The 24,608-nt window shown below is 71.4% G+C and carries 19 protein-coding genes; 13 read left to right on the plus strand and 6 right to left on the minus strand.

All coding sequences use genetic code 11. The features are described from left to right. Nucleotides 1-266 precede the first annotated feature (266 nt). The 8 genes from JQX11_RS33395 to JQX11_RS12875 all read left to right on the plus strand — a co-directional run bounded on the left by JQX11_RS33395 (nucleotide 267) and on the right by JQX11_RS12875 (nucleotide 7,700). The gene (locus tag JQX11_RS33395) at nucleotides 267-1,439 is read left to right on the plus strand and encodes a 3-oxoacyl-[acyl-carrier-protein] synthase III C-terminal domain-containing protein (protein WP_204925203.1); all 1,173 of its coding nucleotides are present in this window, start codon (nucleotides 267-269) and stop codon (nucleotides 1,437-1,439) included. Nucleotides 1,440-1,448: 9 nt separating this feature from the next. Further along, nucleotides 1,449-2,837 carry a preATP grasp domain-containing protein gene (locus tag JQX11_RS12845; protein ID WP_204925204.1) on the plus strand — a complete coding sequence of 463 codons (1,389 nt, stop codon included), beginning with the start codon at nucleotides 1,449-1,451 and terminating at the stop codon, nucleotides 2,835-2,837. Then, on the plus strand, nucleotides 2,834-4,141 hold the full coding sequence (locus JQX11_RS12850; protein ID WP_307826163.1) for a type III PLP-dependent enzyme domain-containing protein: 1,308 nt from the start codon (nucleotides 2,834-2,836) through the stop codon (nucleotides 4,139-4,141). Before JQX11_RS12845 ends, JQX11_RS12850 begins: the two co-directional genes overlap by 4 nt. A 137-nt stretch (nucleotides 4,142-4,278) precedes the next feature. Next, nucleotides 4,279-4,536, plus strand: coding sequence for an acyl carrier protein (locus JQX11_RS12855; RefSeq protein WP_204925205.1), 258 nt, complete (start codon nucleotides 4,279-4,281; stop codon nucleotides 4,534-4,536). A gap of 12 nt (nucleotides 4,537-4,548) precedes the next feature. Continuing rightward, nucleotides 4,549-5,463 (plus strand): hypothetical protein, encoded by a 915-nt coding sequence (locus JQX11_RS12860; RefSeq protein WP_204925206.1) that lies wholly within the window; start codon nucleotides 4,549-4,551, stop codon nucleotides 5,461-5,463. Next, entirely contained in the window at nucleotides 5,460-6,137 is a 678-nt protein-coding gene (locus JQX11_RS12865) for an acyl-CoA dehydrogenase family protein (RefSeq protein ID WP_204925207.1), read from the plus strand. Before JQX11_RS12860 ends, JQX11_RS12865 begins: the two co-directional genes overlap by 4 nt. After that, entirely contained in the window at nucleotides 6,130-7,332 is a 1,203-nt protein-coding gene (locus JQX11_RS12870) for an acyl-CoA dehydrogenase family protein (protein ID WP_204925208.1), read from the plus strand. The genes JQX11_RS12865 and JQX11_RS12870 overlap by 8 nt, the downstream gene beginning before the upstream one ends. Then, nucleotides 7,332-7,700 carry a holo-ACP synthase gene (locus tag JQX11_RS12875; protein ID WP_204925209.1) on the plus strand — a complete coding sequence of 123 codons (369 nt, stop codon included), beginning with the start codon at nucleotides 7,332-7,334 and terminating at the stop codon, nucleotides 7,698-7,700. The genes JQX11_RS12870 and JQX11_RS12875 overlap by 1 nt, the downstream gene beginning before the upstream one ends. Nucleotides 7,701-7,710: 10 nt before the next feature. On the opposite strand, the gene JQX11_RS12880 is transcribed toward JQX11_RS12875, so the two are convergent. Beyond that, nucleotides 7,711-10,860, minus strand: a complete 3,150-nt coding sequence (locus JQX11_RS12880) for a helix-turn-helix transcriptional regulator (RefSeq protein WP_307826164.1) — start codon at nucleotides 10,858-10,860, stop codon at nucleotides 7,711-7,713. Between the two features lie 135 nt (nucleotides 10,861-10,995). Further along, nucleotides 10,996-11,208 (minus strand): hypothetical protein, encoded by a 213-nt coding sequence (locus JQX11_RS12885; protein ID WP_204925211.1) that lies wholly within the window; start codon nucleotides 11,206-11,208, stop codon nucleotides 10,996-10,998. A gap of 60 nt (nucleotides 11,209-11,268) precedes the next feature. On the opposite strand from JQX11_RS12885, the gene JQX11_RS12890 reads away from it, so the two are divergent. Genes JQX11_RS12890 through JQX11_RS12900 form a run of 3 tightly spaced genes read left to right on the plus strand, consistent with a single transcriptional unit; the run spans nucleotide 11,269 to nucleotide 19,371 of the window. Then, nucleotides 11,269-11,529 (plus strand): hypothetical protein, encoded by a 261-nt coding sequence (locus JQX11_RS12890; protein WP_204925212.1) that lies wholly within the window; start codon nucleotides 11,269-11,271, stop codon nucleotides 11,527-11,529. Further along, nucleotides 11,495-17,821, plus strand: a complete 6,327-nt coding sequence (locus JQX11_RS12895) for a type I polyketide synthase (RefSeq protein ID WP_204925213.1) — start codon at nucleotides 11,495-11,497, stop codon at nucleotides 17,819-17,821. Before JQX11_RS12890 ends, JQX11_RS12895 begins: the two co-directional genes overlap by 35 nt. Beyond that, a complete protein-coding gene (locus JQX11_RS12900) occupies nucleotides 17,818-19,371 on the plus strand; it encodes an acyl-CoA carboxylase subunit beta (RefSeq protein WP_204925214.1) in 1,554 nt (517 codons plus the stop codon). The genes JQX11_RS12895 and JQX11_RS12900 overlap by 4 nt, the downstream gene beginning before the upstream one ends. 71 nt (nucleotides 19,372-19,442) lie before the next feature. Here JQX11_RS12900 and JQX11_RS12905 read toward each other — a convergent pair whose 3' ends face one another. Then, nucleotides 19,443-20,087 (minus strand): Dps family protein, encoded by a 645-nt coding sequence (locus JQX11_RS12905; protein ID WP_232377765.1) that lies wholly within the window; start codon nucleotides 20,085-20,087, stop codon nucleotides 19,443-19,445. 205 nt (nucleotides 20,088-20,292) lie between these two features. Beyond that, nucleotides 20,293-20,988 carry a cell shape-determining protein MreB gene (locus JQX11_RS12910; protein ID WP_204925216.1) on the minus strand — a complete coding sequence of 232 codons (696 nt, stop codon included), beginning with the start codon at nucleotides 20,986-20,988 and terminating at the stop codon, nucleotides 20,293-20,295. A gap of 583 nt (nucleotides 20,989-21,571) precedes the next feature. Here JQX11_RS12910 and JQX11_RS12915 point away from each other — a divergent pair. Then, nucleotides 21,572-22,324 (plus strand): rod shape-determining protein, encoded by a 753-nt coding sequence (locus JQX11_RS12915; protein WP_232377822.1) that lies wholly within the window; start codon nucleotides 21,572-21,574, stop codon nucleotides 22,322-22,324. 71 nt (nucleotides 22,325-22,395) lie between these two features. Beyond that, a complete protein-coding gene (locus tag JQX11_RS12920; protein ID WP_204925218.1) occupies nucleotides 22,396-22,662 on the plus strand; it encodes a cation:proton antiporter regulatory subunit in 267 nt (88 codons plus the stop codon). 73 nt (nucleotides 22,663-22,735) lie between these two features. Here the strand turns inward: JQX11_RS12920 and JQX11_RS12925 are convergent, their stop codons facing one another. Together JQX11_RS12925 and JQX11_RS12930 are read right to left on the minus strand one after the other, a co-directional pair. Then, nucleotides 22,736-23,056, minus strand: a complete 321-nt coding sequence (locus JQX11_RS12925) for a TraR/DksA family transcriptional regulator (protein ID WP_204925219.1) — start codon at nucleotides 23,054-23,056, stop codon at nucleotides 22,736-22,738. A 188-nt stretch (nucleotides 23,057-23,244) separates the two neighbouring features. Next, nucleotides 23,245-24,537 carry an NAD(P)/FAD-dependent oxidoreductase gene (locus JQX11_RS12930; RefSeq protein ID WP_204925220.1) on the minus strand — a complete coding sequence of 431 codons (1,293 nt, stop codon included), beginning with the start codon at nucleotides 24,535-24,537 and terminating at the stop codon, nucleotides 23,245-23,247. Between the last annotated feature and the right edge of the window lie 71 nt (nucleotides 24,538-24,608).

The raw sequence follows: 24,608 nt of genomic DNA on the forward strand, positions 1-24,608 counted from the left end.
GTAGGTTCACCCAGCTCGATAGTCACTTCGGGGATTCCCTACCTTATGAATAGACGCTCATCAAAAGAATTCAGGGGTTTCCCCCAGTTCACCGCAGCTTTCGGGTCTGCCTATGGTCTGCGGTGTGACCGGTGCCCGCGCTGCCGGCCCGATGGGCAGTCCCCCTGGGGAGTTTCGGTCCATGGTCCGATCCGTACCTGCGCGCCAACGGTGCACCGCCTCGTCGACGCCGCCCGGGCGGGCCGCCCCCGAACCGGGAGGAACGAGTGGCCGAGACCTACTCCCGTACGCCACGACCGACCCTCGTCCGGTCGGGCCCCGCCTCGACGGCCCGGCCGGCGGACGGCGACCGGTCCGCCGCGCCGCGGGGGGACGTCCCGCCGGCCGATGCCGTCGACCGTACGCCGGACGAGGAACGGCGTGGGGCGATCCCCCCGCCGCCTGACCTCACCCGGGCGGCCACCCTCCTACACCGGGTCGAGGCGTTCACCCCGGTCCGCTCCTGGACGATCGAGGAGATCGGGGCGGCCTGCGGGCTCAACCGTTACCAGACGAAGGTGCTGCGCCGCATCCGCGGTCTGGCAGAGGTCCGGGCCGATCCCGACGGCGACCTGTTCGACCTGCTCGTCCCGGCGGCCTCGGCGGCGCTGCGCGGGCTGCCTGATCCGGCCGTCGTGCGCTATCTGCTCTACGCCCACACCCTGCCCGATCCGGCCCCCTCGCACGTGCTCGTCGCCGATCAGCTGCGGGAACGGCTCGGGTTGGCCGGGGCCGACGCGTTCGCGGTGACCCAGCAGTTCTGCGCCAGCGGGCTCGCCGCCATCGACATCGCCGGTGAACTGCTCCGCGCCGACGGCGACCCGGCGGCGAAGGCCCTCGTCGTCACCGGCGAGAAGGCATTCAACAGCGTGCTGCGCTACGTACTGCAGGTATCGGTCACCGGCGAGGCGTCAACGGCCTTTCTGGTCGGCCTGGACGCGCCGGGCGGCCCCGACGGCTTTCCCCGCGCCGACGACGGTGTCCCCGGTGCGGGCAGCCGGGTGCTCTCCTACGCGGCCCGCACCGAGGGCGAATTCGCCGACGGTTTCCGGATGTCCGCCGAGAAGTTGCGCCGGTTCGGCGACACCTACAACACCCACCTGTGGGCCGCGATGTCCGACGCCCTCAGCTACGCCGGACTGAGCCTGTCGGACATCCACCTGGTGGTCCCGCACAACGTCAACGCCTCGCTCTGGTTGCGGCTCTGCGCGGAGGTCGGCCTGGACCGGCGACGGATCTTTCTGGACAACATCCCCCGGTACGGGCACTGCAACTGCTCCGACCCTTTCCTGAACCTGGCCTCGATGCGGGAGCGGGGCCTGGTGCGCAGCGGCGAGTTGTACATGCTCACCTCGGTCGGGATCGGTTCCAGCTACGCCGCCATGGTCATCGAGTACTGAGGGGACGACGTGGACACCGGTTACCTCCGCTCGCTCAAACACCGCCTGCTCGGCGAGCCCACCGGACGACTGGTGTTGGTCTGCAACTTCGAAGCCGAACACCGCTGGGCCCGCCAGCACGTCGGACTACCGAATGCGGACTTCTCCGCCGGCACGAACCTGGTCCGGCGGATGGAGGAACTGGGGGTGCTGCTCGCCGGCGTCAACGACCTGCTCATCTGCAAGTACCCCCTGGACCCGGCGTACCGGGCCTACCTGGACCGGATCGGCCTGCCGGTACCCGAGATCGCGGTGCCGGAGAACGTCTCGGCCGACCGTTCCACCACCGAGGACGTGCTCGACTCACCGGCGCTGCTGGCTCGCCTCGCCACGCTCGGTGCCGCCGGTGCCCGGTTGCTGCCGATGGCCACCACCGATCTGGAGGAGAAGCTGGCGGTGAGCTGCGGCCTACCGCTGGCGGTGCCGGACGCGGCGGTCTTCGAACGGGTCAACGGGAAGATCTACGGCCGGCGGCTGACCGCCGCCGCCGGGCTGCGCGCCGTTCCGGGCGACGAGTGCGAGACGTGCGACGAGTTGGCCTCCGTGCTGGACCGATACCGCGCGGCGCTGGCGGCGGGCCGACGGATCGTCGTCAAGGACGCCTACGGTGTCTCCGGCAAGGGGCTGCTGGTCCTGGACACGCCCGGCAAGGCGGACCGGCTCCTGCGGATGGTGCGCCGACGCGCCGAACGCACCGCCGACGACCGGCTGCACGTCGTCGTCGAGGAATGGCTACCGAAACGGTACGACCTCAACTATCAGGTCACCGTGGCCCGGGACGGCTCGGTGCGGCTCGACTTCGTCAAACGGGCGCTCACCGACGGCGGCGTCCACCAGGGGCACATCATGCCGGCCGGGCTCACCGACGCCCAGTATGCCGAGATCGACCACGCCGCACAGCTGGTCGGCGTCCGGCTCCGCGACGACGGATATGTCGGTGTCGTCGGGGTGGACGCCATCGTGGACCCCGACGGCGTGGTCTATCCGGTGCTGGAGATCAACGCCCGACTCAACATGTCGACCTACCAGGGCAGCCTGACCGAGCTGTGTCAGGGGCCCGGTCAGGTTGCGCTGGCCCGGCAGTATCCGCTGAGCCTCACCGCCGCCGTGTCGTTCGCCGAGATCGACCGGAGCCTCGCCGCCCTGGTCGGGTCGTCCGGGCCCGACCGGATCGTCATCACCTGCTTCGGCACCGTCAACGCCGACGCCGACCGGCCGCCACCGTTCAACGGCCGGTTGTACGCCCTGCTCGTGGCCACGGACACCGACCGTTTGACCGCCCTGGACGATGCCGTACGCGCGTCGCTCGGCCGACTCAGCGCCACCCGCCCCCTCTTCAGCCGGGAGGTCTCCCCGTGACCGGACGACCCGAACCGGCGGACACCGTCGGGGTCGCCGACAAGTTCGCCTCCGATCCCGCCCTGCTCGCCGAACTGGCCGAGCGGCACGGCACCCCGCTGTACGTGTACGACGGCGACCATCTGCGCCGCCGGTACGAACAGTTGCGCGCCGCCCTGGACCCGCGGATCGACATCTTCTACTCGCTGAAGGCCAACCCCAACGTCAGCGTCTGCGCGTTGTTTCGGTCGCTCGGCGCAGGACTGGAGGTCTCCTCCCTGGCCGAGCTGGTCACCGCCCGGCGGGCCGGGGTCGACCCCGACGACCTCATCTTCCTCGGGCCGGGCAAGTCCGGTGAGGAACTGCTCGCCTGCTGCGCCGAGGGCGGGATGCACGCGGTGGTCGTGGAGTCCCTCGCCGAGCTGGCCGCCCTGGACGCGTTGCCGGAGGCCGCCGGCACCCGGGCGATCCTGCGGGTCAACCCGACGTTCGAGTCGCACGGGTCACGGTTGTCGATGGGGGGCAAGCCCCGTCAGTTCGGCATCGACGAGGAGATCCTGCACGGCGCCAAGGCCGCGATCAGCGCGCTCAGCCGGGTACGGATCATCGGCGTCCACGCCTACCTGGGCACCCGGATCCTCGACGCGGCGACCGTCGTCCACAACACCACGGGTGTGCTGCGGGTGGCTGCGACCCTCGCCGGGGAACTCGGTATACCGCTTCAGACGGTGGACATCGGGGGCGGCTGGGGGGTGCCGTACTTCGACAACGAGAGCGACCTCGACGTGGCTGCCACCGTCGACGGGGTGAACCGGGCGGTGTCCGAGTTCCTGGACCGGTACCCGGGCACCCGGATCGTCACCGAACTCGGTCGATACCTGGTCGGCTGGTCCGGGACGTACGTGCTGCGGGCCCGCTACGTCAAGCAGTCCCGGGGCGAGTGGTTCGTGGTCGCCGATGGCGGCACCAATCACCACATGGCGGCGGTCGGCATCGGCAGCTTCGTCAAGCGGAACTTCCCCATCGGGTCGCTGACCCGGGCGGACGCGCCGCCGGCGGACGTCTACACCGTCACCGGCCCGCTCTGCACCCCCAACGACGTGATCGCCAAGCGGGTCCCACTGCCCGAGGTGCGTCCCGGCGACCTGCTCGGCGTCAGCCGTTCCGGCGCGTACGGACCCAGCGCCTCACCGGTGCTCTTCCTCAGCCACGGGCACCCGGCCGAGGTGCTCGTGCTGGACGGGGTCGGCCACCTGGTGCGCAGCCGGGACACCGTCGACGACCTGCTCCGGCCGCAGCACCTGATCCCCCTCGCCACTTTCTGAACCGCCTGCCACGTCGGCCGGTCGCGTCCCGTCGCGTTCAGACCGGCCGTACCGCCCCCGCCCGACATCGAGCAGCCGCTTCCCCGATCCGACAGTTCACCCGGCCGTGCCGGCCGGCTACCCGAGAGGACCACCCGATGGACCGCAGCAAGATCGTCTCTCAGATCGAGCAGGCGCTCAGTGACGTGTTGCAACGCCCGGTCGCCGGACTCCCCGAGGAGACGAGGCTCTTCGAGGATCTGCACGTGGACTCGACCTCCGTCCTGGAACTGCTGATGGCGCTGGAGGACGGCGTCGGTATCGAGGTCGACCCGGAGCGGCTGGAGATCGCCGATTTCAAGACCATCGGCACCGTCGCCGACTACGTGATCGTGAACCTGGACGAACGTGCCTGAGCGGGAGTGACCATGCCGCTGTCCCTCACCTCGGCCACCGCGCTGGTGCGCGGTGACCGGCTGCCGCCGGTTCCGGACGACGACCGCGACGCTATCCAGCGGGACATCCTGGGCCCGTTCGGGGTGCGGCCGGACCCGGCCCGGTTGGCACGGGCGGCGAACGTCGGGTTCACCGAGTTGGCCGAGAACCTGGTGCGGGAGCTTCCGATCAGCGGTCCGGACCTGTTGATCTTCGCCTACGGCATTCCTGATCCGTCGTCGCTGAAGCACGTCACCCCGTACGTCAACCACCTGCTCGGCGATCGCAGCCACAGCTTCGCCATCTCCGAGCAGGGTCTGCGCGCGCCGTACACGGCGCTGAAGATCGCGGATGCGTACGCCCGGTCGGGGCGTTGCGGCAGTCTCGCGCTCTTCGTGTGCGAGCAGAACAGCCTGCCGTACCACGATTCCTTCGTGGCGGACAACCGGCTGGCGAACACGGCCGCCCTGTTCCTCTTCGGCGACTGCGGTGGCGGGTACGAGTTCGTCGCGACCGGGCCTACGTCCACCACGCGCGGACTGGGGCCGCTACTGGGGTCGGTGACCGCCCGGTGCGACCCCGACTCGACGCTGGTGGTGGCAGGCCCGTGGGTCGACGCGGACATGCTGGCCGCCACGGGGGTGCCGACCCATCGGGTCGCCCCCGGCAGTTACTGCACCGGCGTCTGGTTGGAGCTGGCCCGGTCCCACCGGACCTGGGCCACCACGTACCGGACGCTGGTGCTCTGTGACACCGACCCGCGTACCGGCCGGAGCCAGACCGCCCTGCTGCGCCGGCGGTCCACCACCGGGGCAGTCGCGCCCGGCGCACCGCAAACGGCGACCGGCGCACCAGCACGTCCCGCCGCCGCACCCACGTCCGCATCGGCCCGAGAGCAGACGCCATGACACCCACCAGGGTCCCCCCCGGCGCGCCGGACACCGCGCAACCCCCTCCCCCGGCGCGGTGGTTCGCCGACGCCTTGGACGACCTGCACCAGCGGGTCTCTCCCGCCGGGCTGGTGCCGTCCCCGACCGGGCACGTGCTGGCCTCCACGGCGGCGCTGCCCACCGCTCCTCCCGGTCCGCTGGCCCGGTTCGGTATCGCGGTGCTGCCCGCCGCCACCCGTGACGCGGCGTCGGCACCGCCACACCCGACACCCGGGGGCGGCGGGAGGGGTCGACCGACGACGATCGCACCGGCGGTGGCCGAGGAGTTCGCCGTGGGCCTGCTCGACCTGCACCGTCGGCTGCTGCACGAGGTTCTTCGGCACACCCTGCGTCATCTCGGCGCCCGGGAATCAGACGGGGTCACCCTGCTGGCCAGACAACTTGTCCAGGCGCAGCTCGCCGAGGTGGCGATCAGGCTCGCCGAGGTCGGGGCGACGCCGGGACCTCGGCGCGACGACGACGCGGCCGCCCGGTGGCGCACCCACCGCCGGCTGGTCGGAGTCGGTCGGGACCTGCTGCGGCTGCTCGGGGCCAGCGGTTTCCTCGTGGACGGGCCGGCGGGGGACCTGCACCTCACCGAGGTCGTCGGCAACGTCTATCTGCATCCAGGAAGGGGACAGGACGATGACTGAGGTCAGTCACGGCAGGCCGCCGTCCGGGTCGGATCTGCTCGACGATCGGATGCTGGAGCTCGACCGGTACTGCTGGTCGGTGTCGGGCGAGTTCCGCAAGGTCGGCGAACTACTCGACCAGGATCCGGATGCCATCGACAGCTACTTCGACCTACCCGGCGTGCTGCTCTACCGCTTCTTCTCCATCCCCCGCCGGTACTGGCCCCAGCTGGATGTGCCGCCACAGCTCGCCCCGCTGCTCGGAACGTCGCTGGCGCAGGCCGTCGTCTGGGAACGGTTCTCCTACGCCGACCCGAACGTGCTGCTCGCCAGCCCGGGGCCGGCGCTGTCCAGCGACGCCATCCACGCCCTCGCCGATCCGGAGCAGACCGACCGGTGGTTCAGCAGGTTCGCCGCGCAGCCGGACCACACGTTCTTCGCGGTCACCGAGCCGACCAAGGGCTCGGCCGCGACGGAGCTGACGACCACGCTGCGGCCGGCCCCCGACGGAGACGGCTGGCTGCTCACCGGCGAGAAGTACTACGTGGGCAACGGCGCCCGGGCACAGGTCGGACTGGTGTTCTGCCGCCGGGCCCCCGGCCCGTGGGGCATCGAGGCGGTGCTCCTGGACGCCTCGTCCCCCGGATTCAGCGCCGAGTTGCTGCCGTCGGTCGGTCTGCGCGGCGCCCGGATCAGCCGGATGCGCTTCGAGGACGTCCGGGTGCCCCACCGGGACCTGCTGGGTCAGCATCTGCGGCCCACCCAGCGTGGCCTGCACGGAGCCCGCCAGGTGTTCTACCGTGCCCGGCCCGGGATCGCCGCCATGGCGCTGGGCTGCGCCCAGGCGGTCTGCGACCATCTGCGCGGGCAGGGGCTGCGCGGCGACCGGTTGTCGGCGGTCGAGGACCGGATCGCCGCGATCCGCCGGCTCAACCACCGGACGGCCGCCGACATCGACGCCGGCCGGGTGGACCCACACCGGATCGCCGCGGCGAAGGCCGGCGCCGCCCGGGTCGCCGAGGACGCCACCCTGCTCGCCGCCGAACTACTGGGGCCGGCGTCGCTGCTCGACGATCCCTGGCTGGAGAAGGTCTACCGGGACGTACGGGCCTTCGAGTTCATGGAGGGGGCTGGCAACGTACATCTGTTGTCGGTCTTCCAGGGGTTGCTCAAGGGGCGCTTCGCCGGGGGCGTCGAGGCCGAGGGCGTCGGCTGATGCGGCTCGGGATCGACCTGTTGCGGGTCGACACACTCGACCGGTTGTGCGAGCGTGCCTGGTTCACCCGGTACGCCTTCGCCGCCGTCGAGATCGAGTACGCGGCGACGCTGGCCCCCCGGCGGCGACGTGAGTTCCTCGCCGGCCGGTTCGCGGCGAAGGAGGCCGTGTTCAAGGTTCTCGGGACGGGCCTGTTCGAGGGGGTGGCACCGCACGACATCGCGGTGGGCCGGGCCTGCGGTGGTTCGCCACAGGTCACCCTGCACGGGGCGGCGGCCCGGGTGGCCGCCCGGATGGGAGTCACCGGGCTGACCGTCTCGATCACGCACACCGACGGCATGGTGGCGGCAGTGGCCGCCAGCTGGTGACCGGCGCGTCTCACTCTCCGGTTGCCCCGTACGCCGTATCCGGCAGTGCGGCGGACGACGCTGCACCGGGTGTCGTCGGGTCGAGGCGTCGGGCCAGCCGTACCCGGTTGCGGACCCCGAGCTTGGCGAACACATGGGACAGGTGCATCTCGACCGTCTTCTCGGTGACCACCAGTACAGCGGCGATCTCCCGGTTGGTCATACCCTCGCGGACCAGCTCGGCGACCTGCTGCTCCCGGCGGGTCAACCGGGCCGACGATGCGAGGTCGTTCCCCGGCCGGAACCCCGACGCGCCGCCGTGCCGGCCGCCCTGGCGAGCGACGGGACGGGTGAGGGCGCGGGCCCGCTCCGCCGCCGGGGTCAGACCGGCGGCGGCCAGTTCAGTACCGGCGGCGACGGCCACCTCGACGCCGGCAGCAGGCTCCTTGGCGATGAGCAGCCGCGCCCGGATGAGCAGCGCGAGACCGACCAGCCCACGTGGCCAGGCCGCGGCGCGGACGGCCTGTCCGGTGGCGGCCGGGCCCCGGCCCCCGGTCAGCGGCGGGGCGGTCACGCCGACCTCGGCACCGACGGACGCGGCGACGTCGCCGGCAACGAGCTCGGCGACCGCGCCGACGTCGCCGGCGGCCGACGCGGCCCGTACCACCAGCTCCTGGTAGGCCATGCGGGTGCTCGGGTCGACCCGGGACAGTGCGTTCAGCGCGGGTGCGGCGGTCAGCAGGTCCAGGCAGCCCTGGGGATCACCGCCGGCGAGGCGCAGCTCGGCGAGCATCAGCCGGGTGAGCACCGCCGACCAGCCGCCGGAGGTGACAACCGCCTGGGCGTCGGGCAGGTCCTCACATCCACCCGACGCGCCGGTCGAACAACCCACGCCGGCACACCACCGGTCTGCGGTCGGCGAACCCGTGGTCGCCGGCGGCGCGCCGGCCGGTACTGCGTCGGCGTCCGGGTCGGACCACGGCCCGGACGCGCCCAGGGCGACCCAGCGACGCAGGATCGCCGCCCGCTGCAGCAGGTGGGGGCTGCCGGAACGGTAGGCGACGTCCGCGACGGTGGCGGCGACACCGACGGCCGCGGTGTGCCGACCGGTGTTGGACAGGATCCAGGTACGCCCCAGCAGCGCGTCACACATCGCCAGTGGGTCGGGTGTCGGCCAGGCTGCGTCCCCCGGTGCCCGTGCCGTCGGGCCGGCGGTCACCCGTTCCAGGTGTCGTAGCGCCTCCGGGTAGCGCTCCAGCACCAGCTCGCTCCAGCCGATCCAGTACACCGCGTCGGCGTGGGCCACCACCTGCGCATCGTTCATCGTGTCCAACAGCGGCACCACCTCGGCCAGGATCGCCGCCACCGACTCGATGTCGCCTGTCAGCCCGTCGGCGGCGGCGAGCACCGCCTGGATACGGATCCGGTCCACCGATCCCGCTGGGCCCGCGTCGGCCAGATACAGCGCGGTGACTGCGCACGCGCGGGCCGCCGACGCCGATCCGTCGGCGAGTTCCAGGAACGCCGTGTCGATCAGCAGGTTCACCCTGGCCGGCTTCGACGCCCCTGTCGTCGACGTAGCCAGGTCGGCGAGCAGGTCGCGGCCCGGTCCAGGGTCGCCGAGCGACCAACACAGCCGTACGCAGCGCACGACCATTGCAGCCCGCTCGGCAGACGGCAGCACGGCCGGCTGTTGTAGTGCGGTCAGCAGCAGGTCCCGGGCGTGCCGGGGTCGTCCGGCGGCGGCGCAGTCCGTGGCGACCTGGAGCAGGAGCGTGTGCTGGTCGGCCGGTGCACCGTCGGCGACCGAGGCGAGTCGCAGCGCCGCCTGACGCCAGCGGGCGGCCGTCTGCGGTGCATCGCGCTCGACTGCTGTCGCGGCGCGTCGCAGAGTACGGGGGGCGGTGGTGTCGTCGGGGGTGGCGACCAGCGCCAGGTGGGGTGCCAGGGCGACTTCCCCGTCCGGGGCGCCGGCCAGCGCGACGGCGGCTCTGGCGTGCGCCCCCAGCCGCCATCCGGGCTGGCTGACCTGGTACACCACCTGGTGCACCAGGGGGTGGCGGAACCGGAACCGGGTCGTCTCCGGCACGTGTCGGACGATGTCGGCGGCGGTCAACTCGTCGATCGTCCGCCGGACGACGTCCTGCGCTAGTTCGGCGACCATGCCCACCATGGGTAGATCGAAGACCTCGCCGAGCACCGCCGCTCCCGCCGCGGCGAGTCTGCTGCGGGGGGAGAGCTCGTCGAGTTCGGCGGCGATAGCGGTTTCCGCCGCCGAGTACGAGCGGCCGGCCGCCCTGGGGCCCGGTCCGGCGCCGGTGATCATGATGCCCCCCGCCGACGCCGTGTCGTCGGTCGGCGAGCGCGCGCTGTCGAGCAGTGCGCGCAGGTAGCGGGGGTTGCCGCCGCTGCGCCGGTAGAGGTCGCCGCACTCGGCGTCAGAGACACAGGTGTCCAGCAGAGCCCGCACGGCGACAGGCGACAGCGGCGCGAGCGGCAGCCGGAGCACCGGGACGCCCGCCCCGGCGGCGACGCCCCGCAGCCTCGGCGGCGTCTGCCGAGGCCGGTAGCCGAACGCCAGCAGGACCGCGGCCCGAGGCGGCGAGTGCATCAGGTAGCAGAGTGCATCGATGGTGTCCCCGTCGGCGCGGTGCAGATCGTCGAGGATCACCGCCACGGGTCCGGTTGAGGCCAGTACCTCCAGCATCGACCGGATGGCGCGGAAGCGCTGGAATCGCGGCACCTCCCACGACGCCGAGGGGTGGTCACCGGTTCGGTACGGGAAGCTCGGGAAGATGTCGGCCAACACATCGACGTCGTGGGCCGGCAGCTGGGCCAGGGCGTCCGCTCGCAAGCCCCGAAGTCGGTCGTCCAGGGCGTCGATAAGGGCGCCGAACGGGAAGACCGATCCGCCTGGTGGAACCCGCCCGGTGAGTACCGGGAGTCCCCGCTGTCGACATCGCTGCGCCAACTCCGTGAGCAGTCGGGACTTGCCGATGCCGGGGTCTCCGCTGACCTCCACCAGGTGGGCGCTCGCACTGAGACCTCCGATGGCTCGGTGCAGGCGGGCCAGTTCACCGTCCCGGCCGACCAGTGGATCGGAAGGCTGGCCCGGTCGCCTCCTGACCGTCGTTCGGCCTCGCGACCCGTCGCTTGATCCATCGACTTCCACATCGACCACAGTGGATAGATTAACTCGCTCGCTCTACGATGGGTAATCGATCTAGCACAGATAGTTCTCACTGTCCTCACTCCAGGGACCACGCCCCCGCTCGGTCCCGGCCGCCAGGTCTTCGAGCTCGCCGACCCCGCAGCGTCACCGCAACCGGATGTCCTCGCGCAGCCGGGCCGCCGCCGGTACGGCTGGCAGCCGTTCGGTCAGACCGATCAACGTCCGTCGCAGGTGGACCGACGAGACCGACCCGACGACGAATCGCCTGCCGTCGTTGCGGTCCCAGCTCGGGTCACCCCGTCCTTGCCACCCGGTGGGGACCCTCCAGCGCGGCACCATGGCCCGGGTAGCAGGCACGACCGAAGCGGGGCAGCCAGCTGTATTGACGACGATCCGGGAGTTCGTGACGATCAACGCATGACGGTGGACACCGCGACGGCGACGGCGACCGCGCGCTACCTGCGGAACACAGCGCTTGTGCCGTTCACAGCCGGCGGACTCACCGGCTGGGGCTCGGTTGCCGCCGTGGCCGCCGAGAAGCCCTTCGGCGGTGTCGACCGGCTGCCCGACACGCGCCGCGAACCGGTACCTGCGGATCGCCACCTCCCCTACACGCAGCAGCTGAGGGGCCAGGCGGCTCGCCGTGTCTCCCGAATGCAGGAGTGCTTCTGCACGTGAGCCTCCGTGGCCTCTGGACAACCCGCTGTGGCGGGATCAACCGGGGCGCAGTGAAGCGACCCGGTACCGCGGGCGACACGCGAACCATGGGACCGGGGCCGACCGGCTCACCGAACTGACCATGCCGGTGCCGCACGACCGCCGCATCGGTCGGCGGCGAGCGGCCGGGAATTTGCGCTACCCAACCTCGAGACCCTCCACCCGTGTACAGGAGATGAGTTCCATGGAAGGCATCAGCGATGTCGTGTCGGGTCATGCCCGACGCATCCCCGACCGGGTGGCCCTGCGGTTTCTGGGCACCGGCGATGTCGACGGGCGGGTCGAGGAGTGGACCTACGGGGAGTTGGAACAGCAGATCCGTACGGTTGCTGCGGGCCTGGCGCGCACGAGAGCCTCCGGCCCTGTCCTTCTGCTCCAATCGTCGGGACCGGGCTGCGCCGCAGCGTTCCTCGGCACTCTTCGGGCGGGCCGTGTCGCCGTTCCCGTACCACCGCCGGACGAGCGACGCCACCAGCCCACGCTGACCCGGCTCGAGCGGATCGCCGCGGACTGCGGTGCCACGACGGTCATCGTGACCGCCGACGTGGCGCGGCGCGACCTGGGGAGCCTCACCGGCCTCGAGCGGGTTCTGCTCGATGCGGGCGAGGAGTCTGTTCCGGAGGGGACCGTCGATGGTGGCTCAGCCGACGGCATCGCCTTCCTGCAGTACACGTCAGGGTCGACCGGCGATCCGCGCGGAGTGGTCGTGGGTTACGACCAGCTCGCGCACAATCTCTCCTGTCAGCAGGAGATGTGGGAACTGGGACCGGACGACGAGTTCGTCAGCTGGCTCCCCACCTACCACGACATGGGACTGATCGCGGGAATCCTGTTGCCGCTGTCGTTGGGCGCGACCGTGACGATGATGGCCCCCGAGGCGTTCGTGCAGCGGCCGATGCGTTGGCTGGAGGCCATCGCCCGGTACCGCGGCACCTTCAGCATCGCGCCGAACTTCGCCTACGACCTGTGTGTCAGGCGTAGTGAGGCGACCCGGGTCGCGGGGCTCGACCTCTCGTCGTGGCGGGTGGCGGCGAACGGTGCCGAGCCGGTGCACGGGCCGACCCTCGACCGGTTCGCCGAACGGTTCGACGCCGCGGGCTTCGATCCGGTGGCCCTCACTCCGGCCTACGGTCTGGCCGAAGCGACGTTGATGGTTTCGTCCGTACCGCCCGGGCGGACCGCCCGTCGGGCCGCCGACCGCCGCCGCAGCGTGTCCTGCGGCGTCCCGGCGCCCGGTGTGGAGGTCCGTGTCGTCGACCCGGTCACGGCCGAGCCGTGCGCCGACGGCGTCACCGGCGAGATCTGGGTCGGCGGTCCCAGCGTCGGTCGGGGGTACCACAACCGCCCGGAGACGACCGAGCAGACCTTCCATGCTCGTACGGCAGACGGGAGCGGTGGTCGATTCCTCCGGACCGGGGACCTGGGTTTCCTGGATGATGGTGAGCTCTTCGTGACCGGCCGCCTCAAGGATCTGGTCATCGTCGGTGGTGCGAACCACTACCCGCAGGACATCGAGCGGGTCGTCGAGGCGGCCCATCCCGGGTTGCGGGCGGGGTGCAGCGCGGCGTTCGCCGTCGAGGAGGCCGCCGAGGAGCGGCTCGTCGTTGTCGCCGAGGTCGCCGGTGGGCACGACGACGATCACGAACAGATCGTGCACGCCATCCGTGACGCGGTGTCCGACGCCGAGCGGATCCCGGTGCATGCGGTGGCGCTGATCGCGCCGCGGTCGATCCTCAAGACGTCCAGCGGCAAGATCCGGCGCGCGGAGATGCGGGAGCGTTACCGGGACGGGCTCCTGCATCCGGTTCACGACTGGACCGCGAGTGAACGCACCCCGACGGCGATCCGCACCTGGCTTCGCTGGCACGTCGCGCTGCGCACCGGCCGTGATCCGCAGCAGATCGCCACGGACGTCCCGTTCCGCGCACTCGGCCTCACCTCGGTCGCCACGGTGGAGCTGACGGCCGCACTGGCGACCTTCCTGGAGCGCGAGATAGCGCCGACGGCCCTGTACGAGTTCTCCACGATCGAGGCGCTCGCTGCGCACCTGACCGGTTCCCGTGCCGCTGCGGCCAGCGTGCCGGTACCCGCCCGGGAGCAGGAGCCGATCGCGATCGTGGGCATCGGCTGTCGTTTCCCTGGCGCTGCCGGCCCGCAGGAGTTCTTCCGGCTGCTCGCCTCGGGTACTGAGGCCATCGGGGACATCCCACCGGACCGCTGGGACGTCGAGGCGCACTACCGCCCGGGCACTCCCCGGCCGGGCAAGATGTATGTCCGGCGTGGTGGTTTCCTTGGCGAGGTCACCGGCTTCGACCCCGAGTTCTTCGGGATGTCGGATCTTGAGGCGCGTTACCTGGACCCGCAGCAGCGTCTCCTGCTCGAACTGACCTGGGAGGCGTTCGAGGACGCGGGCGTACTCCCCCCGGACGTCGCGGGCACCACGGCCGGGGTCTTCGTCGGCATCACCACGAGCGACTACGCCGATCTGATGCGCACGCAGGGGGTGCACGCCGGCCCGTACTCGGGCACGGGCAACGTGTTCAGCCTGGCCGCGAACCGTATTTCGTACACCTTCGACCTGCGCGGCCCGAGCATCGCGCTGGATACCGCCTGCTCGTCGTCGCTGGTGGCGATCCATCAGGCATGCCACAGCCTGTGGCGCGGCGAGAGCGCCCTCGCCCTGGCCGGTGGGGTCAACCTGATGCTGTCTCCGGAGACGACGGCCGCGTTGTGCCAGAGCGGTGCGTTGTCACCGGACGGGCGCTGCCACACGTTCGACTCCCGGGCGAACGGATACGTGCGCGGCGAGGGTGCCGGGCTGGTCCTGCTGAAGCCGCTGAGCCAGGCGGTCGCCGACGGCGACCGGGTGCACGCGGTGATCCGCGGCACCGCGGTCAACCAGGACGGCCGCTCCAACGGCCTGTCCGGGCCCAACCCGGAGGCGCACGTGCGGGTGATCCGGTCGGCGCTCGACGCGGCCGGTCTGCGCCCGGGTGACGTGCAGTACGTCGAGGCCCACGGCACCGGTACCGCCCTGGGCGACCCGATCGAGGCCGGCGCCATCGCGGCCGCCCACGCCCCGGCGTCGATGCGGGTGGGGTCGGTCAAGACCAACATCGGTCACCTTGAGGCCGCGGCGGGCGTCGCCGGCCTGATCAAGATAGCGCTGGCCATCGAGCACGGCGTATTGCCGCCCAGTCTGCACTTCGCACAGCCGAACGAGCACATCGACTTCGCGAAGCTGCGCATGAGCGTGCCCGTCACGGCGGGGCGGTGGCCGCAGTCGCCCGGCGATCGGTCGGCCGGCGTCAACAGCTTCGGCGTGGGCGGTACGAACGCGCACGTCATCGTGGCCGAAGCACCGGCGCCGGTCACCGTCGCGAACAGCGGTCAGGCTCGCCTGATCGTCCTGTCGGCCCGCTCGCCGGAGGCCCTCGAAGCTCTGGCCGAGCGCACCGCGCGTAGTGCCGCAGGCAGTCCCGCATCGATCGACGACCTCGCCTACACGGCCGGGCTGCGACGCACGCACCACGAGCACCGGATGGCCGTGGTCGCGCGAACGCCTGAGGAACTGGCCGAGCGGCTCACGCCACCGCACCCGGAAGCGGTCACCGGCAGGGTCGTCGCCGACCGGCGCGTCGTGTTCGTCTTCCCCGGCCAGGGCTCTCAGCACCTCGGTATGGGGCACGGGCTCTACCGGGCCGACCCGGCGTTCCAGAAGGCGTTCGACGACTGCGCAGCCGCCCTGCAGCCACACCTGGCGTGGCCCGTACGGGACCAGTTCTTCGCTGTCACCGAGCAGGATTCGATGCTCGACCGTGACGACGTCGTCCAGCCGTTGCTGTTCGCCGTGCAGGTCGCCCTGGCCGCGAGCTGGCGTTCCCGCGGCATCGAACCGGCCGCCGTGGTCGGACACAGCATGGGTGAGGTGGCCGCGGCCTACGTGGCGGGCGCGCTCACCCTCGCCGAGGCCGCCCGGGTGACCGGCCTGCGCGCGAATGGGCTGGCCACGCTGCGTGGCCAGGGGGCGATGGCCGTCGTCGGGCTCGCCGGAGACGACCTGACCCGGGCCATCGAACCGTACGCGTCGCTCCTGTCGGTGGCGGTCTGTAACGGGCCGGAGATGTCGGTCGTCTCCGGTGACGTCGACGCCATCGAGCAGCTGATCGCCGATCTGGCCGAGCGCGACGTGTTCGGCCGCCGGGTCAGGGCCAACGGTGCCGGCCACTCGCCGGTGGTGCAGCCGGTCGCGGACGAGCTGCGGACGGTCCTGGCCACCCTACGGCCCCGGCCGGTCACGGTTCCGATGTACTCGTCGGTGACCACGGCGTCGCTGGCCGGCACCGAGCTCGACGGCGCCTACTGGGCGGCGAACATCCGCGAGCCGGTCCTCTACCACCAGACCGTTCAGCGGCTCTGCGCCGACGGCTACCGCCTCTTCGTCGAGATGAGCCCCAACCCGACCCTCACACTGCCGACTGAGCAGGTGATCGGACCCGAAGGCCATGCGGTCGCCTCCCTGAGGCGCGGGCGGCCTGATCCCGAATCCCTGCTGGAGGCGCTGGGGGCGCTGCACGTGTACGGCGTACCGGTCGACCTCGGCCAGTTCTTCGACCGTCCGCGCCCGGTGGTCTCGATGCCTTCCGGACCCTGGAAGCGCACGCCGTACTGGTTCGGGCCCCTGGCAGCGCACGCTCACGCCGAGGTCGTCGGCCAGTCGCCGAAAACTACCGCCGAGGTGGTCCGCGCCGCGTTCTCGGGCGTGCTGCGAACGCGCGTCACCGGCGGCGACGACAACTTCTTCGCCCTCGGCGGGAGCTCGCTCATGGCCGCGCAGATGATGCACGAGCTGCGCGCGACGCTCGACTGTGACATCCCGGTGCGGCTGCTGTTCGACAACCCCACGGTCTCCGCGTTCGCCGCTGCGCTCGACGACCTGCGGGTGGCCGGACCGGCAGCCGTGCCACGGCCCGTGCGGGTCGATCAGGACGACTTCCCCCTGACCATCAATCAGGAGCGCTACCTACAGGCCGAACGCGCCGGAGGGACACCGTTTCTGGTCACCCAGCATCTCGACCTGGCCGGCCCGGTCGACCCGGACGCTCTGGCCCGTGCGATCGACCGGCTCGTCGCTGTGCACGATGGGCTGCGCACGGTGTTCACGGCCGGGGACGTGGTCCGCCAGCGGCACGCGGCGGCGGGCCCGGTGGCGTTGCCGATCACCGATCTCACGGCTGCGGCCGACCCGCAGGCCGAGCTGGCGCGGGCCCTCACCGAGGCCGAACGGCCGTTCGACCCGTTCACCGGGCCGCTGTATCGGTTCGGGCTGGTGCGTCTGACCCCGGATCGGCACGTCCTGACCGTCGTGCTGCACCACCTGATCACCGACGGCTGGTCGGCCGGCGTGCTGTTCCAGGATCTGGTGCTCGGCTACGAGGACGCCTCCCGGCCCGCCGCGCCGCCGCTGCGTCTGGCCGACTACGCGCAGTGGGAGCGGTCGTTCTACTCCGGAGTCGTTCTCGACCAGCAACTGGAGTACTGGCGAAGGAAGCTGGCCACGACCAGCGTGCCCGCGCTGCGTCTGGCGCGGGACGAGCAGCGCGTTGCCGGCCGGCAGCGGGAGTTGGGGCTGCGGGAGGTGGAACTGGACGGCGAGGTGGCCGCCGGAATCGAGCAGACCGCCCGTGAGGCCGGGGCGACCACGCAGATGGTGATGCTGACGGCGTTCATGCTGGCGCTGCACCGGCAGTCCGAGCACGACGAGATCACGGTGCCGATCAACGTGACCGCCCGCGAGGCGCCCGAGCTGCAGCGGGTCGTGGGTTTTCTCTCCCAGCTGCGGCTGATCACCGTCGACCTCGGCGGCGGGCCCGACCTGCGCGAGTGCCTGCGGCGGGTTCGCGAGGCCGTGTTGACCGCCGGGGAGGAGCAAGGACTGTCGATTAGCCAGTACTTCCATCTGGCCGGGCGGGCGCAGGAGGACATCCCGTACCGGATCTCCTTCAACCACCTGCCCGAGGTCGCGCTGCCCACCACGGTCGGGGCGGCCACGGTGACGCCGCTGGCCCGGCAGAGCGGCTACGTGTTACCACGCGATCTGGTGGTGGTTGTCCGGACGATGAACGGGCGGCTGCGCCTGTCCTTCGGGTACGACCGTGGCGTCATCGTCGAGGAGGGGCTGACCCAGTTGATGGCCGACACCCAGCAGATCGCGACCGCGATGACGAGGGACCTGGACGGGGCGGCCCGATGACCGCCGACGAGGTGCGTGCCCGGATCGCGGAGCTGGACTCCCGGCTGGCCGATGCGCGAGACGGCGGGTCACCACGTGCCGTCGCCCGGCAGCGGGAGGCCGGCAAACTGACCGTGCGCGAGCGGATCGGTCTGCTGTTCGACCCCGGTAGCTTCGCCGAGATCGACGCCCTCGTGCGCAGCCGCCCGGACCCCGACTCGACGCGGGCCCGGCCGTACGGCGACGGCATGGTCATCGGGCACGGTCTGATCGAGGGACGGCCCGCTTTCACGTACGCGCACGACTTCACCGTGCAGGGCGGCAGCATGGGTGAGGCCAGCGGCGGAAAAGTACTCAAGGCCATGGATCTCGCCCTCCAGACCGGCTGCCCGATCATCGGCCTCAACGACTCGGGTGGGGCACGCATCCAGGAGGGTGTGGCCGCCGTCGGCTTCTATGCCGAGCTGGTGCGACGCAACGTGGCCGCGTCCGGCATCGTGCCCCAGCTGTCGCTGATCCTGGGCCCGTGCGCCGGCGGGGCCGCGTACTCGCCGGCGATCACCGACTTCGTCATCATGGCCGAGCGGACCGCACACATGTTCGTCACCGGCCCCGACGCCGTGCGCGCGGCGCTCGGTGAGGACACCGACATGGACACACTGGGCGGTGGCCGGGTCAACGCCACCATCTCCGGTAACGCCCACCACCTGGCGGCCGACGAGGCCGACGCCATCGCCTTCGCGCGGCGGCTGCTCGGCTACCTGCCCAGCAACCACACCGAGCGGCCACCCGAAGGTCCGGCCTGCGACACCAGCGCCGACGTACCGGCCCTCGCGGAGCTGATCCCGGGCTCCTCCCGGAAACCTCTGAACGTGGCCGCGGTCATCGAGAACCTCGTCGACCCCGGCTCGTTCCTGGAGATCCAGCCCCGCTACGCCCGCAACATGCTCTGTGGCTTCGCCCGCATCGGCGGACTGTCCATCGGGATCGTGGCGAACCAGCCCACCCACAAGGCGGGTGTCATCGACGGGCGCGCCGCCGAGAAAGCCGCCCGCTTCATCCGCTGCTGCGACGGGTTCAACGTTCCCATCGTGACCCTGGTCGACGTCCCGGGCTTCATGCCGGGCACCACCGAGGAGCATGCCGGGATGATCCGACGCGGGGCGAAACTGGCCTATGCGTTCGCCGAGGCCACCGTCCCGCGAGTCACCCTGGTGCTGCGCAAGGCGTACGGCGGCGGATACGGTGTCATGGGCTCCAAACATCTCGGCGCCGACATGAACTTCGCCTGGCCAACCGCCGAGATCGCGGTGATGGGCGCCCATGCCGCGGTTGACATCCTGCACCGCGCGGAACTCGCCACCGCGGCTGAGCCGGAACAGGCCCGGGCCAAGCTGATGGAGGACTACCAGGCCAGGTACGGCTCGCCGTACCTGGCCGCCGAGCGCGGCTTCATCGACGCCGTCATCCCGCCGGCGGACTCCCGCAGGCAGATTGCGGCCGCGTTGCGCCTGCTCAGCCGGAGGCCGCTCGCAGCGCGGACCGCGAAGCACGGCAACATTCCGCTCTAGGGTCTCTCCACGGGGTTACTCGACGCCGGGCCGATGGCGCTGACCGGATCAGTCACCTCTCCGCCTTCTCGTCATCGGCCTCCTGCCCGGGGGCCACCGCGCCACGGTGCCGGTGCTCGCCGAGCCTCCTGAACGCGCGTGGCGGTGCCGTTCCGACCGCGCTCGGCGGCCGCCTGCTCGTCGTGGGCCTCCCGAGTGACCGGAGTGCCGGTTCCGGGGTCCAGGTGCGCCCGGACGAACCAGTGGAACTGCTCGAGGTATCTGGCCTGGGTGATCAGCATGTCCTGGGTGACGGGGTCGGCCTTCTCCGTCTCGTAGATGGCGGCCCGGTGTGCCTCGATCACTGCGCCGTAGACGATGTTCAAGGCGGCGAGGTGGGTGTGGGTGTCCGCCCGGCCGATCGCGTAGTCGTCCCAGTCGCGCTGCCTGACCAGCGCCCCTGCGGTGCCCACGGGCGATCCGCCGAGAGCGGCGATGCGCTCGGCGACGTCGTCGACCATGACTCGTACGGAGTCGACCTGCGGGTCGAACATGGTGTGGACCGCGATGAAGTGGGGTCCGACGACGTTCCAGTGGACGTGTTTGAGGGTCAGCGCGAGGTCGTTGAGCGCGTTGAGCCGGTCCTGCAGCAGGAAGATCACCTCGGCGGCGGTGTCCGGCTTGAGTCCGGGGACGGTGTAGGCGGGAGCGCTCGGCTGGTAGGTGCTCGGCGACATCATTTCTCCTTTTCGGGATCGGTATGGCGAGGCGCGGTGACGTCGAGACGGCAGTTCGGGGTCAGCGCGGGGAGGGTCTGCTTCTCGGGCACCGTTCGTGTCGATCGGGCGTCTACCGGCGGCGTACAGGTGCCTTCGGACATGCGTCGTGGCGGCACGTGTCGGCGATGCTGCGCCGGGCGGTGTCCTTCAGCGCTGCCGAGGGTCAGGTCCGGGCGGGATGGCGCAGCAACGACATGGCGGCCAGCCCGGCGCCGTTGAGCGCCGCAGTGCGGGGGGACGCGGCGCGGTAAACCAGCAGGCGGAGCACGGCGGACAACGCCGCGGACAGGCCGGGATGTGTGGCGCCGTCGCCCACGACCAGCAGCCCGCGGGTGAGGGCAGGGGCCAGTTGCGTCCGCGCTGTCTCGCCCCACAGGGCCTCGAGGTGGTGCGCGACGACGTCGCTCACCAGGTCGACGGTGGCGCCGCGGGCGAGGTCGCGAGTGCCGATGTCGGCGCGACGGGCCGCGACGACCCGCCCGTGGTCCAGCAGGGCGACCTCGGTCAGTTGGGCTCCGACGTCGGTGACCAGCAGGCTGCCGGCGGCTGCTCCCGAACCGATCGCGGCGGCGCGCACGGTGTCGATGAACACCAGGTGGGAGGGGGCGAGGACCGCCTCGACGACGCGGCGGACCACGGTCTGGTCGTGTTCGCCGGCCAGGACCGGGCGGCAGGCCGCGACGGGGAACGCGTCCCCACACGGCGCGCTGATGGTGCCGCGGTGCGCCGCCCAGACGCCGATGGAGCTGCTGCCGAGGTCGATCGCGACCGCGGTCGGCGGGGCCGAGCGACACATGCCGGCGGCGCGCTGGTCGGACGAGAGGACGTTCGCGGACACGGTCACACCGATCACTTCCATTGATACGAGCGTTCACCGGCTCCCATCGTCGCCGCTGAACAGGGCAGTGACAGCGGTCGGGTCCGGCGAAACTCCGTCGCGCTCGTTGCCGACGCCCGGCAACCCGGCCCGTGGTCACCGACCGCTCGGTAGGCCGGATGCCCGTGACCTCGGTAGACGGCTCGCGTGCTGTCGTGGCCCTTCCTGGTCCGGGCGGCTATGGTGGCCGGCATGGGTGACGGGCGCAGCTTCGGGGGCGTCGGCCGGCGAGCTTCGCTGCCGACGTTGCTCGTATGGGCTGTGCTGGTGTTGGTCGTGTCCGCTGCCCGGGACATCGGGTTGTGCATCGTCTTCCGGCTGACCCGTCGTGCGGTCCCGGGCTGTGTACCGGCGTGGTCGGCGGACCGGGCCCCGCCGACGTGGACGCTCACCGCCTGAAGCCGCCCGTTGCGCGGCGTCGGACACGACGCTGCCCCTTGGCTGGGAGCACCATGCCACCCCTCGTTCATGACTGTCGCTCCGGCACGCCTGTTGACCTGCCGGCGACGTCGTTTCCCTTCGTTGACCCTCGACACCTGGTCTCCGCCGTACCCGGGTGGACGACATGCTGACCGCCGGTGCCTATGCCCGTCCGGGCGTACAGTCCTGCCTTGCCCTTGACCTCGGAACGTCCACCGTGCGGATGTGGACGCCGCTGGCGGGGACGGTGATCACGGAACCGACGGTGCTGTGCCGTCCCGGTTCCGACCGGCACGTGGCCGGACGGGCCGCGCTGACCGCTCAGGCCCGCGGTGTGACCGTCACGTGGCCGGTGCGCAACGGTGTGGTGCGCGACTTCTTCGCCTGTGTGCACCTGCTGCGGCTGCTGACCGCCGATATCCGTCTACCGTCCGACACCGCCTATCCCGTACTGGTCGGTGTGCCGGCGACGGCGACGCTGCGCCAGCGCAACGTGCTTGTCGCCGCGGTCCGCCGTGCCGTCGGCGGACGGGTCAGCGCGGTGGAGGAGCCACTCGCGGCGGCTCTGGCCTGCCGTCCTGACCCGGGCGGTGACGTGGTCGTGGTGGACATCGGATCCGGACGTATCGAAGTGGCACGTATCGGTGACCGCAGCATCGTCGCGGCCGAGCGTGTCGAGGACGCCGGGTCCGTCGACCGGATCCCGGCGATCGCCGACTGTGTGCGCCGTCTCGACCGTCCGCGGGGTGGTCAGCGGCGGCTGTTGCTCACCGGTGGGGGTGCGACCACCCCCGGAACCGCGGCGAGGTTGGCCGCGTTGACCGGTCGCTGCGTCACGATGCCCGCCGAACCGCCGCTGGCCACGCTCACCGGCCTGCGCCGGCTACTCACGGGCTGACGTGGGCCTGTCCTGCATCCGTATCCACTTCCCGGCCGCGGTTTGCGGTCGTCTTCTTCCGGAGTTCTGTCATGGACGTCGAATTCACACCGCTGCCGGGCATCGGAGAGTGCCACACGTTCACCACCGTCACCGGTCATCGGGTCGGGGTTGTCACCCACTACGCCGGCGGTCGACGCGAGCTGATCCATGGCGTCGGCGGCGATCCCGATGCCACCTGCAGCCTGGCTCTCTCGCGGGGCGAGGCGATCGCGTTGGCGGGATTGCTGGGCATCCTGGACGTCATCGACGTGGATGTCACCGGCACTCGGCAGCCCCGTCACCCGGCTGCCGGGTGACGGGGTCGGGTGCTGCCACGGTCAGCGGCCGCGCCGGCCTCGTCGCCGGCGCGGCCGCTGCCGCGGTATTCGGTCAGCCCTTGTGTTTCTGCTGGCAGGGGACGCAGAACCGGGCGTGCGGCAGCACTTCGAGCCGTTCGGCGGGGATGGGGCCGTCGCATTTCTCGCAGCGGCCGTAGCTGCCCTCGGCGATGCGGCGCAGCGCGCCGGTGATCTGTTCGAGGTTGTGCCGGGTGGCCGCCACCAGTGCCGCGCGGTTGTGTGCTTCGCCGGTGTCGGCCGAGATCTCCGTCAGTTCCCTGAGCCGGGTCGTCTGGGCGGCGAAGTCCTCGCTCAGCGATGCGCGCAGGCCGGCGAGCCAGCCCTGATCGGATACTCCGGTGTCGACGCTCATGTGCCGCTCCTTGCTCGGGATGCCGGAAGTGCTTCGGGAAACCGAAGGGCGGGGGCTCGAACGGCTCCGCCCTGGCGATCGGTGGGTGTCGTGAACTACCCCGCTCGCCGGTGGGTCGCGACCCGACGGCTGCGGGCTGCGTCCGGTCCGGAGGTTCGGCAGGGGCTTCGGCAGTGCTGACGCGCCCGCTAACGCAGCGGGTCGAACGGCGTCAGCTCCGCGGGCACCTCACCCTTGAGCACCGCTTGGGCCACCAACTGGCCGGTGACCGGCCCCAGGACGATGCCCCACATGCCGTGGCCGCCGGCGACGAACACCCGCGGCGCGGCGGTCGCGCCGATCAACGGCAGGCCGTCAGGAGTGCACGGCCGGGAACCGACCCACTCGTCGCGGCGGTCGTCGAGGTTCACCCCGTTGAGCAACGGCCGCACCGCGTCGACGACGGCGGTGATGCGTCGCGGGTCCAGTTCGTCTGTGGGTCGGCGGAACTCCATCATTCCGGCCACCCGCAGCCGGCTGCCCAGCGGAGTGCAGGCGACCCGCTGCGCCGGGAAGTACAGCGGGCCGGCGGGCATCCGTTCGACGGGCACGCTGAAGCTGTAGCCGCGCCCGGCCTGCACCGGGCGGCGTACCCCGAAGCGTGCGGCCAGCTCACCGAAGGCCGCTCCGGTGGCGATGACCACAGCGTCATGGCGGTGCTGCTGCCCGGATGGGCCGGTGACGCGGACGTCGGTGGTTGCCGGCTGCAGACCGGTCACCTCGCTGCTGTCGAGGATGCGGCCGCCGCGGGCCCGGACCGCATCGGCCAACGACGTGATGAACTCGGGAGGGTTCAGGTACCGCTGCCCGAAAATCTGGACGGCGGCACCGACCCGGTCGCTCAGAACGGGCTCCATCGAGCGGAGCACCTGTCCGGTCACCGGGCGAAAGGTGACGTCCTGACCGGCGTCGCCCATCTGTTCCAACTCGTCGAGCAGTCCACGGCTGTCACGCTCGCGGGTGAAGCAGGCCAGGAAGGGATCCGCCGGCGTCGTCACGGCGCTCACACCGCCGGCCGCGAGGGCATCGAAGGCGTCCAGGCAGCGCTCGTTGAGCGGGACGTAGGCGGCCATGCCCCGCCGCCACCGCCGGGCGGTGCTGTGGAACACGAACGCAAGCAGGAAGCGCCACAGGTCACGGTCGGCCCGCAGCGGCAGGTACACCGGGGATCGGGCGCTGAGGACCGCGCGCAGACCGTAACGCAGCACCGCAGGTTCCGGCAGTGGGGCGGTCAGCCCCGGAGTCAGCCAGCCGGCGTTGCCCCACGACGCGCCGGCGCCGGCGCCGGCGTGGTGACGCTCGTAGACCGTCACCTGTGCGCCGGCTTCCTGCAGGAACCAGGCCGTGGACAAGCCGATCATGCCCGCTCCGATCACCGCGACGTCACGCGGTGAGCCATGCACGAACGCGGGAGTGCCTGTCACGCCGAGCTCGTCAGACATACCGCTCCTCTGCTGCGCTGGGCGGCTGGACAGCCGTTCGGTGGGTTGGCCGCGTTGTCCGGGCCTGCGTT

The organism is Micromonospora humida (genome assembly GCF_016901255.1).
Lineage (GTDB): Bacteria > Actinomycetota > Actinomycetes > Mycobacteriales > Micromonosporaceae > Micromonospora > Micromonospora wenchangensis.

Coding starts and splice junctions, on each gene's coding strand:
- JQX11_RS12865 (WP_204925207.1), top strand. CDS start 5,460: ATGACACCCACCAGGGTCCCCCCCGGCGCGCCGGACACCGCGCAACCC.
- JQX11_RS12890 (WP_204925212.1), top strand. CDS start 11,269: ATGACGGTGGACACCGCGACGGCGACGGCGACCGCGCGCTACCTGCGG.
- JQX11_RS12905 (WP_232377765.1), bottom strand. CDS start 20,087: ATGTCGCCGAGCACCTACCAGCCGAGCGCTCCCGCCTACACCGTCCCC.
- JQX11_RS12910 (WP_204925216.1), bottom strand. CDS start 20,988: ATGGAAGTGATCGGTGTGACCGTGTCCGCGAACGTCCTCTCGTCCGAC.
- JQX11_RS12930 (WP_204925220.1), bottom strand. CDS start 24,537: ATGTCTGACGAGCTCGGCGTGACAGGCACTCCCGCGTTCGTGCATGGC.
- JQX11_RS12860 (WP_204925206.1), top strand. CDS start 4,549: ATGCCGCTGTCCCTCACCTCGGCCACCGCGCTGGTGCGCGGTGACCGG.
- JQX11_RS12925 (WP_204925219.1), bottom strand. CDS start 23,056: ATGAGCGTCGACACCGGAGTATCCGATCAGGGCTGGCTCGCCGGCCTG.
- JQX11_RS12875 (WP_204925209.1), top strand. CDS start 7,332: ATGCGGCTCGGGATCGACCTGTTGCGGGTCGACACACTCGACCGGTTG.
- JQX11_RS12900 (WP_204925214.1), top strand. CDS start 17,818: ATGACCGCCGACGAGGTGCGTGCCCGGATCGCGGAGCTGGACTCCCGG.
- JQX11_RS12920 (WP_204925218.1), top strand. CDS start 22,396: ATGGACGTCGAATTCACACCGCTGCCGGGCATCGGAGAGTGCCACACG.
- JQX11_RS12870 (WP_204925208.1), top strand. CDS start 6,130: ATGACTGAGGTCAGTCACGGCAGGCCGCCGTCCGGGTCGGATCTGCTC.
- JQX11_RS12915 (WP_232377822.1), top strand. CDS start 21,572: ATGCTGACCGCCGGTGCCTATGCCCGTCCGGGCGTACAGTCCTGCCTT.
- JQX11_RS12855 (WP_204925205.1), top strand. CDS start 4,279: ATGGACCGCAGCAAGATCGTCTCTCAGATCGAGCAGGCGCTCAGTGAC.